This window comes from Acinetobacter guerrae (genome assembly GCF_009372255.1).
In the GTDB taxonomy this organism is placed as follows: domain Bacteria; phylum Pseudomonadota; class Gammaproteobacteria; order Pseudomonadales; family Moraxellaceae; genus Acinetobacter; species Acinetobacter guerrae.
This window is the reverse complement of record NZ_LXGN01000056.1, coordinates 30,094-44,283: the sequence shown is the minus strand read 5'-3', so window position 1 is coordinate 44,283 and position 14,190 is coordinate 30,094. Positions and strand designations below refer to the sequence as shown.

Annotated in this window: 15 protein-coding genes; 6 read left to right on the top strand and 9 right to left on the bottom strand. The window is 42.1% G+C overall.

The annotated features are described in order from the left end of the window. Nucleotides 1-17: 17 nt before the first annotated feature. The 4 genes from A7A69_RS13555 to ahr are packed head-to-tail and all read left to right on the top strand — an operon-like array spanning nucleotide 18 to nucleotide 2,442. The gene (locus tag A7A69_RS13555; protein WP_151979785.1) at nucleotides 18-554 is read left to right on the top strand and encodes a M23 family metallopeptidase; all 537 of its coding nucleotides are present in this window, start codon (nucleotides 18-20) and stop codon (nucleotides 552-554) included. Nucleotides 555-565: 11 nt separating this feature from the next. Further along, complete coding sequence (locus A7A69_RS13550) at nucleotides 566-814, top strand: hypothetical protein (RefSeq protein WP_120369938.1); 249 nt, start codon at nucleotides 566-568, stop codon at nucleotides 812-814. Between the two features lie 24 nt (nucleotides 815-838). Then, nucleotides 839-1,396 (top strand): DNA-3-methyladenine glycosylase I, encoded by a 558-nt coding sequence (locus tag A7A69_RS13545; RefSeq protein WP_120369939.1) that lies wholly within the window; start codon nucleotides 839-841, stop codon nucleotides 1,394-1,396. Nucleotides 1,397-1,419: 23 nt separating this feature from the next. Then, the gene (gene ahr, locus A7A69_RS13540) at nucleotides 1,420-2,442 is read left to right on the top strand and encodes an NADPH-dependent aldehyde reductase Ahr (protein ID WP_152878107.1); all 1,023 of its coding nucleotides are present in this window, start codon (nucleotides 1,420-1,422) and stop codon (nucleotides 2,440-2,442) included. Between the two features lie 180 nt (nucleotides 2,443-2,622). Here the strand turns inward: ahr and A7A69_RS13535 are convergent, their stop codons facing one another. The 4 genes from A7A69_RS13535 to A7A69_RS13520 form a co-directional block, all read right to left on the bottom strand. Beyond that, nucleotides 2,623-5,007 (bottom strand): TonB-dependent siderophore receptor, encoded by a 2,385-nt coding sequence (locus A7A69_RS13535; protein WP_206669012.1) that lies wholly within the window; start codon nucleotides 5,005-5,007, stop codon nucleotides 2,623-2,625. Nucleotides 5,008-5,214: 207 nt separating this feature from the next. Continuing rightward, nucleotides 5,215-6,108 (bottom strand): FecR family protein, encoded by an 894-nt coding sequence (locus A7A69_RS13530; RefSeq protein ID WP_152878103.1) that lies wholly within the window; start codon nucleotides 6,106-6,108, stop codon nucleotides 5,215-5,217. Then, nucleotides 6,101-6,625: an RNA polymerase sigma factor gene (locus tag A7A69_RS13525; RefSeq protein ID WP_152878101.1), complete on the bottom strand. Its 525-nt coding sequence runs from the start codon at nucleotides 6,623-6,625 to the stop codon at nucleotides 6,101-6,103. Before A7A69_RS13525 ends, A7A69_RS13530 begins: the two co-directional genes overlap by 8 nt. Before the next feature lie 85 nt (nucleotides 6,626-6,710). Continuing rightward, complete coding sequence (locus tag A7A69_RS13520; protein ID WP_152878099.1) at nucleotides 6,711-8,141, bottom strand: aminotransferase-like domain-containing protein; 1,431 nt, start codon at nucleotides 8,139-8,141, stop codon at nucleotides 6,711-6,713. A gap of 90 nt (nucleotides 8,142-8,231) precedes the next feature. On the opposite strand from A7A69_RS13520, the gene A7A69_RS13515 reads away from it, so the two are divergent. After that, nucleotides 8,232-8,573 carry a hypothetical protein gene (locus A7A69_RS13515; RefSeq protein WP_152878097.1) on the top strand — a complete coding sequence of 114 codons (342 nt, stop codon included), beginning with the start codon at nucleotides 8,232-8,234 and terminating at the stop codon, nucleotides 8,571-8,573. On the opposite strand, the gene A7A69_RS13510 is transcribed toward A7A69_RS13515, so the two are convergent. Then, nucleotides 8,568-9,476: a LysR family transcriptional regulator gene (locus tag A7A69_RS13510; protein WP_120371256.1), complete on the bottom strand. Its 909-nt coding sequence runs from the start codon at nucleotides 9,474-9,476 to the stop codon at nucleotides 8,568-8,570. The genes A7A69_RS13515 and A7A69_RS13510 overlap by 6 nt on opposite strands. A gap of 121 nt (nucleotides 9,477-9,597) precedes the next feature. Here A7A69_RS13510 and A7A69_RS13505 point away from each other — a divergent pair, with 121 nt between their 5' ends. Further along, nucleotides 9,598-10,788, top strand: a complete 1,191-nt coding sequence (locus A7A69_RS13505; protein ID WP_152878094.1) for an MFS transporter — start codon at nucleotides 9,598-9,600, stop codon at nucleotides 10,786-10,788. Nucleotides 10,789-10,846: 58 nt separating this feature from the next. On the opposite strand, the gene A7A69_RS13500 is transcribed toward A7A69_RS13505, so the two are convergent. The 4 genes from A7A69_RS13500 to A7A69_RS13485 form a co-directional block, all read right to left on the bottom strand. Continuing rightward, nucleotides 10,847-11,500 carry an START domain-containing protein gene (locus tag A7A69_RS13500; protein ID WP_171500828.1) on the bottom strand — a complete coding sequence of 218 codons (654 nt, stop codon included), beginning with the start codon at nucleotides 11,498-11,500 and terminating at the stop codon, nucleotides 10,847-10,849. 47 nt (nucleotides 11,501-11,547) lie between these two features. Then, nucleotides 11,548-12,369, bottom strand: coding sequence for a 4-hydroxy-tetrahydrodipicolinate reductase (gene dapB / locus A7A69_RS13495; protein WP_151979711.1), 822 nt, complete (start codon nucleotides 12,367-12,369; stop codon nucleotides 11,548-11,550). 125 nt (nucleotides 12,370-12,494) lie between these two features. Next, complete coding sequence (gene dnaJ / locus A7A69_RS13490; RefSeq protein ID WP_125269465.1) at nucleotides 12,495-13,610, bottom strand: molecular chaperone DnaJ; 1,116 nt, start codon at nucleotides 13,608-13,610, stop codon at nucleotides 12,495-12,497. A 105-nt stretch (nucleotides 13,611-13,715) separates the two neighbouring features. Beyond that, complete coding sequence (locus A7A69_RS13485) at nucleotides 13,716-14,093, bottom strand: hypothetical protein (RefSeq protein WP_120371252.1); 378 nt, start codon at nucleotides 14,091-14,093, stop codon at nucleotides 13,716-13,718. Nucleotides 14,094-14,190: the final 97 nt, after the last annotated feature.

Genomic DNA, 14,190 nt, shown 5'->3' with positions numbered 1-14,190 from the left:
AAAATAATGGAGAACCTGTGTCTCGCTATCTCCCCTATCTCATTCTAGGCTTTGTTTTAAGCTTGCTTGCTGCCTGTACCACAGCGCCAAAAAAATCGCAGCCTTTGCCAGCAAATCGCGTTTCCCAATTACAAATGCAAAGTTTAAGTACACATTTACCTATCCCCGTTAAAGGGATAAAAGCAAATCAATTGACTGATACTTGGGGTTCAGCGCGTAGTCAGGGTCGCCGCCATGAAGGAATCGACATTATGGCTCCACGTGGAACAAAAGTTTATAGTGCGACAGATGGATTGATTGCAGATTTGCGCAATAATAATCTGGGTGGCAAGGTGATCTGGATTTTGGGGCCAGCAGGTTCATGGCATTATTATGCGCATTTAGATGGGCATAAACGTGGTCTTGCCGTTGGAGATTACATCAAAAAAGGTGACCTTATTGGTTATGTCGGCAATACAGGAAATGCTCGATATACTGCATCGCATTTACATTATGGTATTTATCTGTCTGGAAAAGGACGTGGTGCCGTCAACCCTTATCCATATTTACGTTAGGAAAATAAATTATGTCTGAAGCTTTGATCAATCGACTGGTTGAATTTGCCGAGTCAGGGAATCAACAAAAAATCTGTTTGAATCAACAAAGCTATCAGGGCTGGATTATGGAAATTTCTGAAGATGCCCTACTCATTAGCACAGGCTATGCAGATAAATCTGGTCAAGATTTTTGGATCAAATTTGAAGACCTAGCTCAAGCCGAGCTATATTATTGGGATACCTCCACTGACCAGTGGAAAGCATTTTCAATAAACTAACAGATCAAAATAAAGGAGCAGCATATGACTGCCCATCGTTGCGGTTGGTGTTCAAATGATCCCCTGTATATCTCTTATCATGACCTAGAGTGGGGAAAACCAGAATTTGATGAAGCCCGACTTTTTGAAATGCTTTGTCTGGAAGGACAGCAAGCGGGTCTTTCATGGATTACAGTACTTAAAAAACGTGAAAGCTATCGTCAGCATTTTTTCCAATATCCGATTGAAGATATTGCCAAACTCACAGATCTACAACTTGAACATAAACTCAGTGATACAGGTTTAATTCGTCATATCGGTAAACTAAAAGCTATTCGTGATAATGCGATTGCATGGCAGAACCTAAAAAGTCAGGGACATAATATGTCGCAATGGCTTTGGAATACTGTACAACAGCAGCCTATCATCAATGATGTAGTCAATTATCGTGAAGCACCTGCAAAAACTGAATTAAGCCTTGAACTGTCTAAACGTTTAAAGAAACAAGGTTTCAAATTTGTAGGGCCAACGACTTGTTATGCATTCATGCAGGCAGTTGGAATGGTCAATGACCATGAAAATCACTGTTCTTTTCGATCATAAAATTTATATAAGGGCATACTGCAATGAGTAGTAATATAATCCGTGCCTATGCAGCAATGCAGGCAGGCGAGCCACTAGTTCCCTATCAATTTGATGCAGGTGAATTACAACCACATCAAGTGGAAATCAAAGTTGAATATTGTGGTTTATGTCATTCCGATATTTCAGTCATCAACAATGAATGGCAATCATCTCAGTATCCTGTTATCGCAGGACATGAAGTCATTGGAACCATTACTCAATTTGGCAGTGAAGCCAAAGGCTTAAAAGTCGGACAACGGGTTGGCTTAGGTTGGACAGCGGAAAGCTGTCAATCTTGTGATCAATGTATAAGTGGTCAGCAAGTGTTGTGTACTGGCGAACATACCGCGACTATTGTCGGTCATGCAGGCGGTTTTGCCGATAAAGTTCGTGCTGGTTGGCAATGGGTTATTCCATTGCCCGATGATCTAGATCCGACTAGCGCAGGGCCGTTACTCTGTGGCGGAATCACCGTGTTTGATCCGATTTTGAAACATCAGATTCAAGCTATTCACCATGTTGCCGTGATTGGAATCGGTGGCTTAGGTCATATGGCGATTAAACTGCTTAAAGCATGGGGCTGCGAAATTACCGCATTTACCTCTCATCCAGATAAGGCGGATGAACTTAAAGCAATGGGCGCAGATCATGTGGTCAATAGCCGTGATAATGCTGCACTAAAAGCACAACGTGGTAAGTTTGATTTATTACTCAGTACCGTGAATGTGACACTGAACTGGAATGCATATTTAAATACATTGGCTCCAAATGGAACAGTTCATTTTCTTGGCTTGGTTTTAGAACCTGTTCCAGTTCCTGTCGGCACACTGATTGGTGGTGCAAAGTCAATTACAGGATCACCTACTGGCTCCCCTGCTGCACTGCGTCAGTTATTAAAATTTGCTGCACGTAAAAATATTGCACCGCTAATTGAGCTTTATCCTATGTCCAAACTCAATGATGCAATAGAACGTTTGCATTCAGGTCAGGCACGTTATCGGATTGTATTACAGGCCGATTTTTAATACTCGGTTATGAAATAAAGAAGGCTGCATGATGCAAGCCTTCTTTATTAATAAACGAAAATCTATACCGCAGTGTTAAGCCAATAACATTGTATGTCAGCATGATCATAGAACTGATCCCGCTGCCTAATTCATGTTGTAGCATCTGACTGTAAACTGGTACTAGCGCCGTGGTTAAAGTCAAAAATTATATTTTGCTGACAACGTTACATTGCGCGGTTCGCCATAGACATTACTAGGGAAACCCACACTGCCAGACAAGGCATTATAGTACTTTTTGTCGAAAAGGTTATTGACATTGAGGCGTAGATCTAGCTTCGGTGTGGCTTGCCAGCCCAAAATCAGATCGGCCACAGTATAAGCGCTTTGGCTAATATAGAACGGCACGCCGCTCGCAGTACCCTTGTTGTAGATTGGTCCCTGACGATAAACCGAGCCACCAATACGCCAATGCTGAAGTTCGCCGGGTAACCGATACATCGTAGACAGCTTAAATAGGTGTCGTGGGGTGTCAGTGTCGAAAAGCGCTCCCACATTACTAGCCGTCGCATCCTTTCGGTAACGAGCAATAGCGATCGTGTAGCCAGCACCCACCTGCCAATTGGGGGTAACGGCACCCTGTATCTCGAATTCCGCGCCCTCGCTCCGCACCTCACCAGCAGCCGAATAACAGATAACCGTTGGATATCCAGCACATTGAGTCTGGTCAGTACTACGAAAGGCACGATTTTCTTGATCCATTCGGAACACAGCTGCTGATGCATTCAGTGCACCCTCAAAATATTCACCCTTGATACCCATTTCGTAGTTTTTGCCAGTCACTGGATCTAATAGCTTGCTGCTAGCATCCAGATAATTTTGAGGCTTAAAGATATCGGTATAGCTCACATAGATCGAGTGCTGGTTATTCAGGTCATAGACTAATCCTGCATACTTCGTTAACTGGTGGCTGACGTTATAGCGGTTATGAGTACTGACGGATGGCGTGTTCGAGGCAAAGTTTGGATAGGTATTAACCGTGTCTTTATAATCAAACCAGTCCAAACGTCCACCTAATATCAGCTTTAGTCGATCAGCTAAATTTAGGCGTGTTGTGGCGTATACACTTTGCTGACTGATCTTTGCATCCATCCAGTCTCGTAAAGGAATATTAGGATTTGCAACGGCGCTCGAGTCAAAGTTGTATAGATTGAGGTTGCTGTTGAGAACCACGCCTTGGCGGCTATTGCCGTCAAAATCAATGTTACGGTAACTGGCACCTAGCACTAACTCGTGATTACGGCCCAATAGTTCAAAAGGGCCATTGGCGTACAGATCTACACTACTTTGTTTTTCCTGATGGGAATTTCGTGCACCTAGCTGAGTATAATTCCCTGTGTTGAAGCTATAGCTAAGATAATGACCTAGCATGTCAACATCAGCCTGCGCGTAATAGGCTGAGATGTGCATCCGCCAGTCGTTGTCAAATAGATGATTTAGACCTACAAAAGCCGAAGTGGTCGTCTTGTTCCAATGTTCCCAGTCATTGGCATAAGAGGTAGACCGAGGCAGTCCCAGATCACTGCCGTCTCGTGCTACTGGAAGTCCAGTAAAACCATTGCCATGTAAACGGCTCTCCTGATGCAGTGCGCTGAGCGTGAGTGTGGTAGACGCATTTAAATCCTTTTCCAAAATCCCATAGTATGTCTGGCCGTTGCTGCTTTCGCCTCGCTTATAGCTCTCATAATCCTGAGCAGCGATCACTGTACGACCTCGCAGACTACCATCTTTAGATAAAGGACCAGAGGCATCTAATTCTGCTCGATAGCGATCCCAGCTACCAGCGCTCAAGTCGATCGATACTTGTGGCACATCAGTTGGCCGCTTGCGTACCAAGTTGATGGCAGCCGAAGGATTACCAGCCCCCTGTACTAATCCAGTGGCACCACGCACGATCTCCACACGGTCATAGATCGCCATATCAGTGGCAAGTAAGTCTTGTGATAGATTGGAACTATCTAGACTCACTGGAAGACCATCGAACATTAGATTGTCCACATACATGCCACGCGCGTAAAAGGAAGCACGCTCTGGTCCGAAACGTCTGAAAGTCAGCCCTGGAGCAGCCTGCACTACATCGTTAACCGTCGCCAAGTTTTGATCCTGAATACGTTGACTGGTGATGACAGTAACAGCTTGCGGGGTTTCCCGCATGGACAGATTCATTTTAGTGGCCGTACTCATACTGCGCGTAGTATAGGAGTTTGTACCATCGGTCGTACCTGCTTGCTGTGCCTGTAAACTAATTAGGGGCAGGCTAGTCGCAGATTCACCTTTTGCACCCGAAACTAGCTTTGGCATAGGCGTGACTGGACGTGAATCATCCGATGATATTTTGATAATCGAATATCGCCCCTCTCCCAAAGGTTTTAACTGCAAATTTGTATGTTGCAAAAGTCGTTGCGATGCCTGCTCAAGCGTCAACTGACCCTGTAATTTTAAACTTTGCTGACCTTTGACCAAATCACTAACAAATAAAATCTGTACGCCACTTTGCTGTGCCAGTTGTTGCAAAGCGGTATCCAATGATTGGGCCGGTATATTAATTGAGGCCGCTGCTGTATCTGCCCATAACGAACCTGCATATAATGCAAGCGATACTAGCAGGGCGAGCTGGCGCTGTTTAAATCGATATTTTGGCAATAAAGTCGTCATATTGTCCCCAGAAAATTTCTCTTTGTCCTTGTTATGTCGTTTGGGATGACGATTTTGTACACCTAGTGAGAAATTTTTTTATGGGCGTGAAGCGATCATAAACCCACCCTGATCCTGTGCTGTCACTTTTACAGGGGCAAATTTTTCTAAATCCTGCATAAATTGTTTGCGGTGTTTTAATTTAACTTCACCCGTAATTCGTAGCTGTTCAACATGGTGATCACGAAACTCTACTGATAAATTGCCATAGCGATTTAACTCATCAATCACCTCTACTAGAGGCTGATCCATAAACTGGTAGGAACCCGTTTGCCAGCTGGTGAGTTGTGCAATATTTGCATGTGATGGCTTGAACCATTGATCATGCTGACGATACAGACTTTGACCCTGATACAGGTCTATGTTTTGTTGCGCGCTTGATATCCTGACCTGTCCCTCACTAACACTAATCTGTAAATCAGTTCCATTTGGTTCACAGCGCACATTAAATACTGTCCCAATATCTTCAATCTTAACGTCCTTTGCCCAAACCACAAATGATCGTTTCAGCCACGGGGCCACACTGTGCCATGCCGTATGTTTGACCGTAAAACTTGCTTCTCCCTGTAGCAATTTAAACTCACGTGAACGCAGATGGGTGGTGACGATGAGTTGTGTCTGAGTATTCAATTGAATACGGCTACCATCCGTCAACTCAAACTGTTTTTGCTCACCAATACGAGTCGAGAAAACTTTCTGATCATAGGAAGAATTAAGCCATAACACGCCCAGCACACTGCCCAAACCTGCTAGCAACAACAGATGCTTATGCTGCTGTTTTTGTTTTTGTCGTGCTAATGCGCGATGAATAATTTGTTCTGCCGTGGGCAACTGTTCAATCAGGCTGTCTTCAAACGGCGCAAGAGCGCGTTGCACACGCTGTTGATTCTGCTCGGTTGAATTCGTTTTTTTAGACTTATCGGAATCAACCATGTGATTCAGCCAATAAAACTGGCAGTAAATCTCGGTAAGCACGCGCTAAATGACGAGCCACCATTCCTCTTGAGATATTTAATTGATTGGAAATCTGTTGTTGTGAAAAATGATAAAGCTGCGCCAGAATAAAAATATCCTGACAACACGGCGGCAATTGATAAATTGCCTTTAGAATAATCTGCTCCCGCTGAGTTTTAGCCACTGCCAGTTCAGGCGAAGTCAACTCAGGTTCTAGAGGCTGCTCTATTTCTGTCAGAGTGACATCCGTATCTATAATTTTTTTTCTGGTTTGCTCTTTGCGGTAAAAATCAATCGCAACATGCATACTCATCTTTTTTAAAAAAGCCAGCGGTAGATGAACTTCATCCAGCGTATCTGCCTGTTGCAAAACACGTAGACTGGTTTCTTGTACCACCTCCTGAGCAAACTGACGGTCACCAAATCGATAGCTGATGTAATCGACTAGTCGATCATTTTCAGCAATCAGTACGTCAATAAGATGGTGAACACGCATTGCACATTTTTCAGCAATAACTTAAATGAGAATTATATTCAATTGCATCTCAACACTCAATCCGTACATGAGACTTGATAGCTATTTAAACAAATTCAGTGTTAGCTAAATGCCGTTTTACCCAATCTGCCAGAAATATGATTGCTGCTTTTAAATGAGGCGTAAGTGCATGTCCAGCATTGAAACGGACAAAATGCCGATAACGCTCATCCTCCCCAAAGACTAAACCAGGAACGATATTAATCTGATTATTTTGTGCTGCGGTATACAAATCTAAACTGTCAATCAACTCGGGAAGTTCGAGCCATAGTGCATATCCTCCCTGCGGCTGACTGAGTCCCACATTCAAGGGATTAAAAGCACTTAAAATCTCCTGACGATACTGCTCAACCTGCTGCATCAATCGAGGTTGTAATTGATTAAGATGATTTCGATATTCACGACTATAAATAAAATCGGCCAAGCCTAGCTGCAATGGGGTGTTGACACTGATATTGTTGGCAATGATTTGAGGATATAAAGCTTTAAGTTGTGATCCAATACAAAACCATCCAACTCGATATGCTGTCGATAAAGACTTTGAAACTGAACCGACCCAAACGACAAAACCCTGTGTATCCCAATATTTAATCGGAAGTGGTCGTTTACCGCTATGACTACATTCCGCGTAAATATCATCTTCTAAAATAATGCATCGATATCGAGCTGCCAACTGCGCGATTTTCTGTTTATCGGCATCACTTAAGCAATACCCCAAAGGATTTTGGAAATTTGCTGTAAGCAAACATAGCTTAGGACGATGTGTAGCCATAGCTTGCTCTAATCGTAATAAATCAATCCCTTTCGCATCGGCGGGTGTTTCAATAATACGCCGTTTTAAACCCGCAATCAGTTGCAACTGTCCATTAAAAGTAGGGGTTGGAATTAAAATACTGTCCCCTTCCTGACTCAGTAGTTGAATGAGTAATGACAGTGCAGGCATACAACCATTGCTAATAAAAATATCTTCACTGCTGATATAAATTCCATCTTCACGCCAATGTTGTGCCAATGCTTCACGCAACTGCAAATGCCCCTGACGATTACAATATAAAAAGTCTTCAGGTTTACAGTGCTTTAATGCCCGTTGAATTGAACGTCGCAATGTATCCACTGAAATCAGTTCAGGACTAAGCTGAATCGCACCAAAGGGAATTAAATGATGCTGAATAGATGCTTCTTGTATCTGGTTTTGCAAGACTAAGTTCGACACAGTTCGAGGTCTGGACTCAAATGCAGGACTAATGGGTAAACGGCTGGCGACTGATGTAGATTTTACAAAATAACCAGACTTGGATTTAACCTCTATTAACCCTTGAGCTTCTAGCAATTCATAGCAGCTTTTTGCGGTACTAATGCTCACTTGATGTTGACTGGCAAAATCTCGCAATGAACTCAGCTTTTGTCTGGGCAAAAGTTGTTGTTGATAAATCTTTTGTGCAATCTGCTGTGCAAGCCGCTGATAGTGAAAACTCATATCTGTACTGCTTTTTTATAAAAATCTGTATCTGTAATGGTTTATACAAACCGATTAATCTTCAAAAAGCAAATACAACGAGTTAAACACATGAAAAATTTATATTTTATTTTTTGTCTAAGTCTATTTGTCAGTGCATGCCAGCCTCTAAGCCCTGAAAAACAGCAACAGGATTATATTTGTCGCAGTATGATTCAAGGCTATTTGAACATACAGCAGTACACTGCATATAAATTGTGGTCAGTCGATATGCAGCGTCCACAGTTGATTCGTTATGCTTATCGTCCTACGACTGAAAATGGCTTGATGATCGGCGCCCTGAAAAGTCAGGCATTAAACTTTGACTGCATTCAAGATCACATGACATTTCGTTTACGATTGAAACCCAAGCAAAGCTTAATGGAATTTCAGCTTCCTAAAGGAAAACTATGATGCCACAGCAGTTGAAAATTGCTGACTCAACTCATCTGCCAAAAACTCAATAAATAAACGTACCCGTTTTGGCAGATGTTTTTGTTGATAATACACCGCATGAATATGTTGATATTGCAATTCAATCTGATCTTCAAACAAAGCGACTAAACGCCCTGCTTCTAAATCCTGCCAGATCTCATATTCTGATAATCGTGCAATACCATGACCAGCTAAGGTCAGTTGTCTGACTGTTTCACCACTGGAAGCCTTGATTTTCGGAGAAACCGTCACATAGTCATCGCCTATTTTTAAGGGCCATGTATTCAAGTAAACGGGTTTGCTAAACCCTACCAATTGATGCTGAAACAGTGCTTGTGGTGTTTCGGGAATACCCGCTTGCTCCAAATAATCTGGACTTGCCACAATATATAAACGAGATTTACATATCAATTTGGCATGTAGACTCGAATCATGTAATACGCCAAAACGAATCGCAACATCCGTTTTATGCTGCAATAAATCGATGACCTGCTCATTACTATTCAGTTCGATCTCAATTTTGGGATAGCGTTGCATAAATTTTTGCATCAGCGGAGCAAGCACATGTAAAACAAAGGGTGTTGCCGAATCAATCCGAATCAGACCAGAAGTATCACTGTCAGATTTCAGTAATGCATCTTCCGCTTCGGCCAATTCTGCCAAAATTGAACGCGCTTTATCTAAAAATAAACAACCTTCTTGTGTCAGTTTCAACTTACGAGTGGTTCGCTCAAGTAATGTGACCTGTAGTTTCTTTTCTAATCGATTGAGTGCACGACTCAAACCTGATGGGGTTTGTTGAAGCTGCTCTGCCGCTGCCACAATTGAGCCTGTATCAACAATACTTATAAATGCGATAAGTTCTTCGATGGTAGATTTCATAGGCTGTTATTCGTGATTTCTAGTCAACAATATTTTGCTTACTCCTGTATTTTTTCGCAACAATGAACTTTGCATAATCTCTGTTCATTCGCCCATTGGTGAAATCAGGAGTATAGGACAAATGTTCAAAACAGCATCCGCATGGCCTTTATTGGCATTGATGATGGGGGCTTTTTCAATTGGTTTAAGTGAATTTTTGCCAATGGGTTTATTACCAGAAATCGCACTTGGGATGAATGTATCAATTGCGCAGGCAGGGCTTTTGATTACAGGATATGGTGTTGGTGTAATGGTTGGTGCGCCTGTCATTAGTTTATTACTGCGACAAATGGCTTGGCGTAATGCCTTGATTTTATTAATGTCATTTTTTATTTTAGGCAATCTTATGGCTGCCTTGGCACAGAGTTATAATGTGTTCATGCTAGCCCGTATCATCACAAGTTTAAATCATGGTGCCTTTTTTGGAATTGGCTCAGTATTAGCCGCAAGTTTGGTTCCATTGCATAAACAGGGGCAAGCAGTTGCAACCATGTTTTTGGGTTTAAGTATTGCCAGTATTTTGGGAATGCCGTTATTGACCTATGTGGGTCAACACTTTGGTTGGCATATTTCATTTTGGATATTAACAGCTATTGGTACGATGACCTTGTTAATGATTGGAAAAACATTGCCAATCACTACAGAAAAACCGCAGCTATCTGTCAAAATCAAATCTGAAATTCTTGCGCTTTTTCGCCCGATGGTACTATTGGCTTTGTTGACCACCATATTTGCATTTGGTTCGATGTTTACTCTATATACTTACTTGGTTCCTATGCTCCAAACATTTACCCAAGCGTCACAAAATCTAATTACAATTATGCTTTTTTTAATAGGTATAGGTTTTTTTATCGGTACACAACTAGGTGGAAAATTCGCCGATTATTCTATTAACAAAACATTAATCGGCTGTGTAAGTTTACTCATGATCATCATGCTGTTATTTCCATGGATGGCAAAAAGTGTGGTTGGTGCTGGCTTTGCTATTTTAGTATTTGGTGCTAGTGCATTTGCAATGATTCCTCCATTGCAAATGCGGGTTATGACAGTAGCTCATGACGCTCCAACACTTGCTTCTGCTGTCAACATTGGCTCGTTTAATCTGGGCAATGCAATTGGTGCTGCTGTTGGTGGTTTAATGCTCAGTTTACATCTAGGTTATGTCGCTGTTTGTTTTACTGGCGCAGGCTTGGCGGGATTAGGTCTGTTACTGGTATTGCTGCAAATACATTTCAGCCGTTCAATACCTAGCAAGCAGCAATTCTGTAGTTAATCATCATCAAGCGCCTTAAGGCGCTTATTGAGCAATATTTTTCAAGAACATTTAAAATTTATTTTAAAATATCAGGCAATTTTACTAAAGAATTTGCTGGCTTTTGTAATTCTATTTTCATTTTCATCAGCATTTGATAGGGCTGCTGCTGTACAAACATATTCACAAAACTTAAGGGAATTGAACCCGCTGGATCAGCATAACCAGAGGTCGTAACTTTGACTTTATTAGCTCCAAGTTTTTGAAAAGTCCAATCTCCCTCATATTTATTTAAACGCAATCGATCTTTCTGAACAGGATAATAACCCGTTACAGCATTATTTCTAATGCTAATAATGCCATTATTGGTTTTTGAGATTTTTCCCTTCACCACTAAATCACGATCTTTTAGGGGAAATGGAAAGTCCAGAACCATATAAAGTATGAATTCACCTTTCTTATCATCGCGTGATAACACTTTGGTTTCACTAACGTAAGGCACCCATTTTGCAGCATGTTCTACATTCAGAATCAGTCCAACAGCCTGCTCAATGGGAACATCAAAAGTTGTCTCTGCTTTATATTGAATGACAGGATTATTTTCAGTCTGATATGTCCAAACCTTAATATTATTCTTGTCTAAGCTTAGTTTAGCTTCAGTTGCGGGTACTGCATGCACCATGAAGCTACTAAAGCTCAAAGTGCATGCCAACATCCATGATTTATTATTCATTTTATTCTCAAATCGATTTTATTTTTTAAATGACATGACTGATGTAATTACACCTGAATGTCATTAAATCCTAATACATCTTTCATATCGTATTTTCTTGCTTCACGACCGACCACCCATGCCGCAGCACGTACCGCACCCGCAGCAAAATTCATACGACTTGTGGCTTTGTGGGTAATTTCAACACGTTCCCCTTCGCCAATAAACATAGCCGTATGTTCACCCACAATATCTCCACCACGAATGGTTTGAAAACCAATGCTTTGACGCTCACGTGGTCCAGTATGACCTTCTCGACAGTAAACAGCATCCTGTTTAAGATCTCTCCCCAAAGTGTCCGCAATAGCCTCGCCCATCATTAATGCTGTACCCGATGGTGCATCGACTTTATGACGATGATGCGCTTCAATAATTTCAATATCAACGCTATCACCAAAGACTTTAGCTGCGAGTTCCAGTAGTTTGATGGATACATTGACACCCACTGAATAGTTAGCAGCATAGACCACAGGCGTCTGAGTAGCAGTATCGTTGAGTAATTGTTTTTGTTGTTCAGAAAAACCTGTCGTGCCAATCACCATTGCTACACCAGCTTCAGAACATAATTTCAAATGCTGTTCAGTGGCTGATGGTGCGGTAAAGTCAATCACGACATCACAGTCTGTTAATACATCTGCCAGACTACCTGCTATCTTGACGCCTATATTACCAATCCCTGCCAGCTCACCCGCATCGCTGCCCACTAAACTACTTTCTGGTCGCTCAACTGCGGCAGCCAACTGATAGCCTGCTTGCTGTACAGCTTGAATCAGGGTGCGCCCCATACGACCACCTGCGCCCAATACACCAATGCGTGGAGATGCTGACATAATCTGTTCCTAAATCATTAAAAGCGTTGACAATGCGATCTACTATATCAAACTCTCACCGCTCGCTAAAATTTAAGCATAAAAAAATCTGCCAAATTGACAGATTTTTTTGCAATCGAATTGAATTAATCAAATAAACGATCGAAGAAAGATTTTTTCTTGGATGACGCGCTATGTTCATCACCATCCAGTGTCGCTTGTAGTTCTTTAAGCAATTCACGCTGACGGCTAGTAAGATTAACTGGTGTTTCCACCACGATACGGCAGAGTAAATCCCCAACCATACTACTACGTACTGGACGTACACCTTTGCCACGTAAACGGAATAATTTACCTGTTTGAGTGCCTTCTGGAATTTTTAAGCTAACACGACCTTCAAGCGTTGGAATTTCAATCTCTTTACCCAAAGCAGCATCAGCAATACTAACAGGCACATCCATATAAAGATCTGCACCATCACGTTGGAACACGTCATGCTCACGTACTACTACTTCGACGTATAAATCACCCGCCTGACCATCACGTACTGCTTCGCCCTTACCTGTTAAGCGAACGCGATCGCCATTGTCGACCCCTGCTGGAATCGTCACTTCTAGGGTTTGTTGACGGTCTTTTACCCCTGAACCATGGCAGCTATTACATGGATTTTTAATGATTTTACCTTGTCCACGACAAGTACTACAGGTTTGCTGAACCGAGAAAAAGCCCTGCTGCATACGCACTTGACCTGTACCATGACAAGTCTTACAGGTTTCAACATCGTTTGGATTTTTAGAACCTTTACCATCACAGACATCACAAGGCGCTGGTGCAGTAAAAGTAATGGTTTTTTTGACACCACGAACGGCTTCTTCGAGTGTCAATTCCATCACGTAGCGTAGGTCGGAACCACGGCGTTGACGTTGTTGCTGACGACCACCGCCACCAAACGCACCACCAAAGATATCACCAAACTGACTGAAAATATCTTCTGCACTAAAACCACCAAAGCCGCCACTACCGCCGCCATAGCCACCTTCAAAGGCATTATGACCCATACGATCATACATACTACGCTTTTCGCCATCAGACAATACTTCATAAGCTTCTGAAGCTTCTTTAAACTTTTCTTCAGCTTCGGCGTTATCAGGGTTACGATCTGGATGATACTTCATCGCCAACTTACGATAGGCTTTTTTGATCTCATCATCACTCGCGGTTTTCGAAACGCCTAAAACCTCATAATAATCTCGTTTAGCCATATCTGGCGATGCTCCTCACGGAATTTAAAATATATTTGACCTGCGACTAAGTTGGGGGTTTTAGTCGGATTTACAAGGGGGAAAACTGAAAAAAATTAGAAATTTCTAGAAAACAGCTTTGTTCTTGGCATATTTTGCGAGGCCTTTAATCCATGCATTTAACAAATATAACCAAGCAATTGCTGAAAATACTACACCTGCAATCGCACACGCCGTCACCCAGAGTGCGCTATTCCAGATAAAGAAAATCAGAGGAATAAACCATAAAGCAGCAAAAACAGCCAGCATCAGAAACATGACCACACTCCGCATAATCCAGAGCGCCTGTGCATGAATCCAGACTTCAGCGCCATCAACCATGGCAACTTTACGAGCTAGAAAATAAGCAATCACGGCAAAAAGAATCGTAAACAACCCCAGAAACATGCACACATAAGATGCTGCAATGTAACGACGATGTTGTACTAGATTGGCCTGCCCCATGTACTTTCAACCTCAACTTACAGTCTTCACGTTATGTTTTTATGCGGTGAAATTCTGCTGTCATTTTTTGTCTTAACAATAAGATGCTACTATATTG

Bases quoted from the DNA above. Each gene is read 5' to 3' on its own strand.
- A7A69_RS13515 (WP_152878097.1), top strand. From the start codon at position 8,232: ATGAAAAATTTATATTTTATTTTTTGTCTAAGTCTATTTGTCAGTGCA.
- ahr (WP_152878107.1), top strand. From the start codon at position 1,420: ATGAGTAGTAATATAATCCGTGCCTATGCAGCAATGCAGGCAGGCGAG.
- A7A69_RS13525 (WP_152878101.1), bottom strand. From the start codon at position 6,625: ATGCGTGTTCACCATCTTATTGACGTACTGATTGCTGAAAATGATCGA.
- A7A69_RS13505 (WP_152878094.1), top strand. From the start codon at position 9,598: ATGTTCAAAACAGCATCCGCATGGCCTTTATTGGCATTGATGATGGGG.
- A7A69_RS13520 (WP_152878099.1), bottom strand. From the start codon at position 8,141: ATGAGTTTTCACTATCAGCGGCTTGCACAGCAGATTGCACAAAAGATT.
- A7A69_RS13530 (WP_152878103.1), bottom strand. From the start codon at position 6,108: ATGGTTGATTCCGATAAGTCTAAAAAAACGAATTCAACCGAGCAGAAT.
- A7A69_RS13545 (WP_120369939.1), top strand. From the start codon at position 839: ATGACTGCCCATCGTTGCGGTTGGTGTTCAAATGATCCCCTGTATATC.
- A7A69_RS13550 (WP_120369938.1), top strand. From the start codon at position 566: ATGTCTGAAGCTTTGATCAATCGACTGGTTGAATTTGCCGAGTCAGGG.
- A7A69_RS13510 (WP_120371256.1), bottom strand. From the start codon at position 9,476: ATGAAATCTACCATCGAAGAACTTATCGCATTTATAAGTATTGTTGAT.
- dapB (WP_151979711.1), bottom strand. From the start codon at position 12,369: ATGTCAGCATCTCCACGCATTGGTGTATTGGGCGCAGGTGGTCGTATG.
- A7A69_RS13500 (WP_171500828.1), bottom strand. From the start codon at position 11,500: ATGAATAATAAATCATGGATGTTGGCATGCACTTTGAGCTTTAGTAGC.
- dnaJ (WP_125269465.1), bottom strand. From the start codon at position 13,610: ATGGCTAAACGAGATTATTATGAGGTTTTAGGCGTTTCGAAAACCGCG.
- A7A69_RS13485 (WP_120371252.1), bottom strand. From the start codon at position 14,093: ATGGGGCAGGCCAATCTAGTACAACATCGTCGTTACATTGCAGCATCT.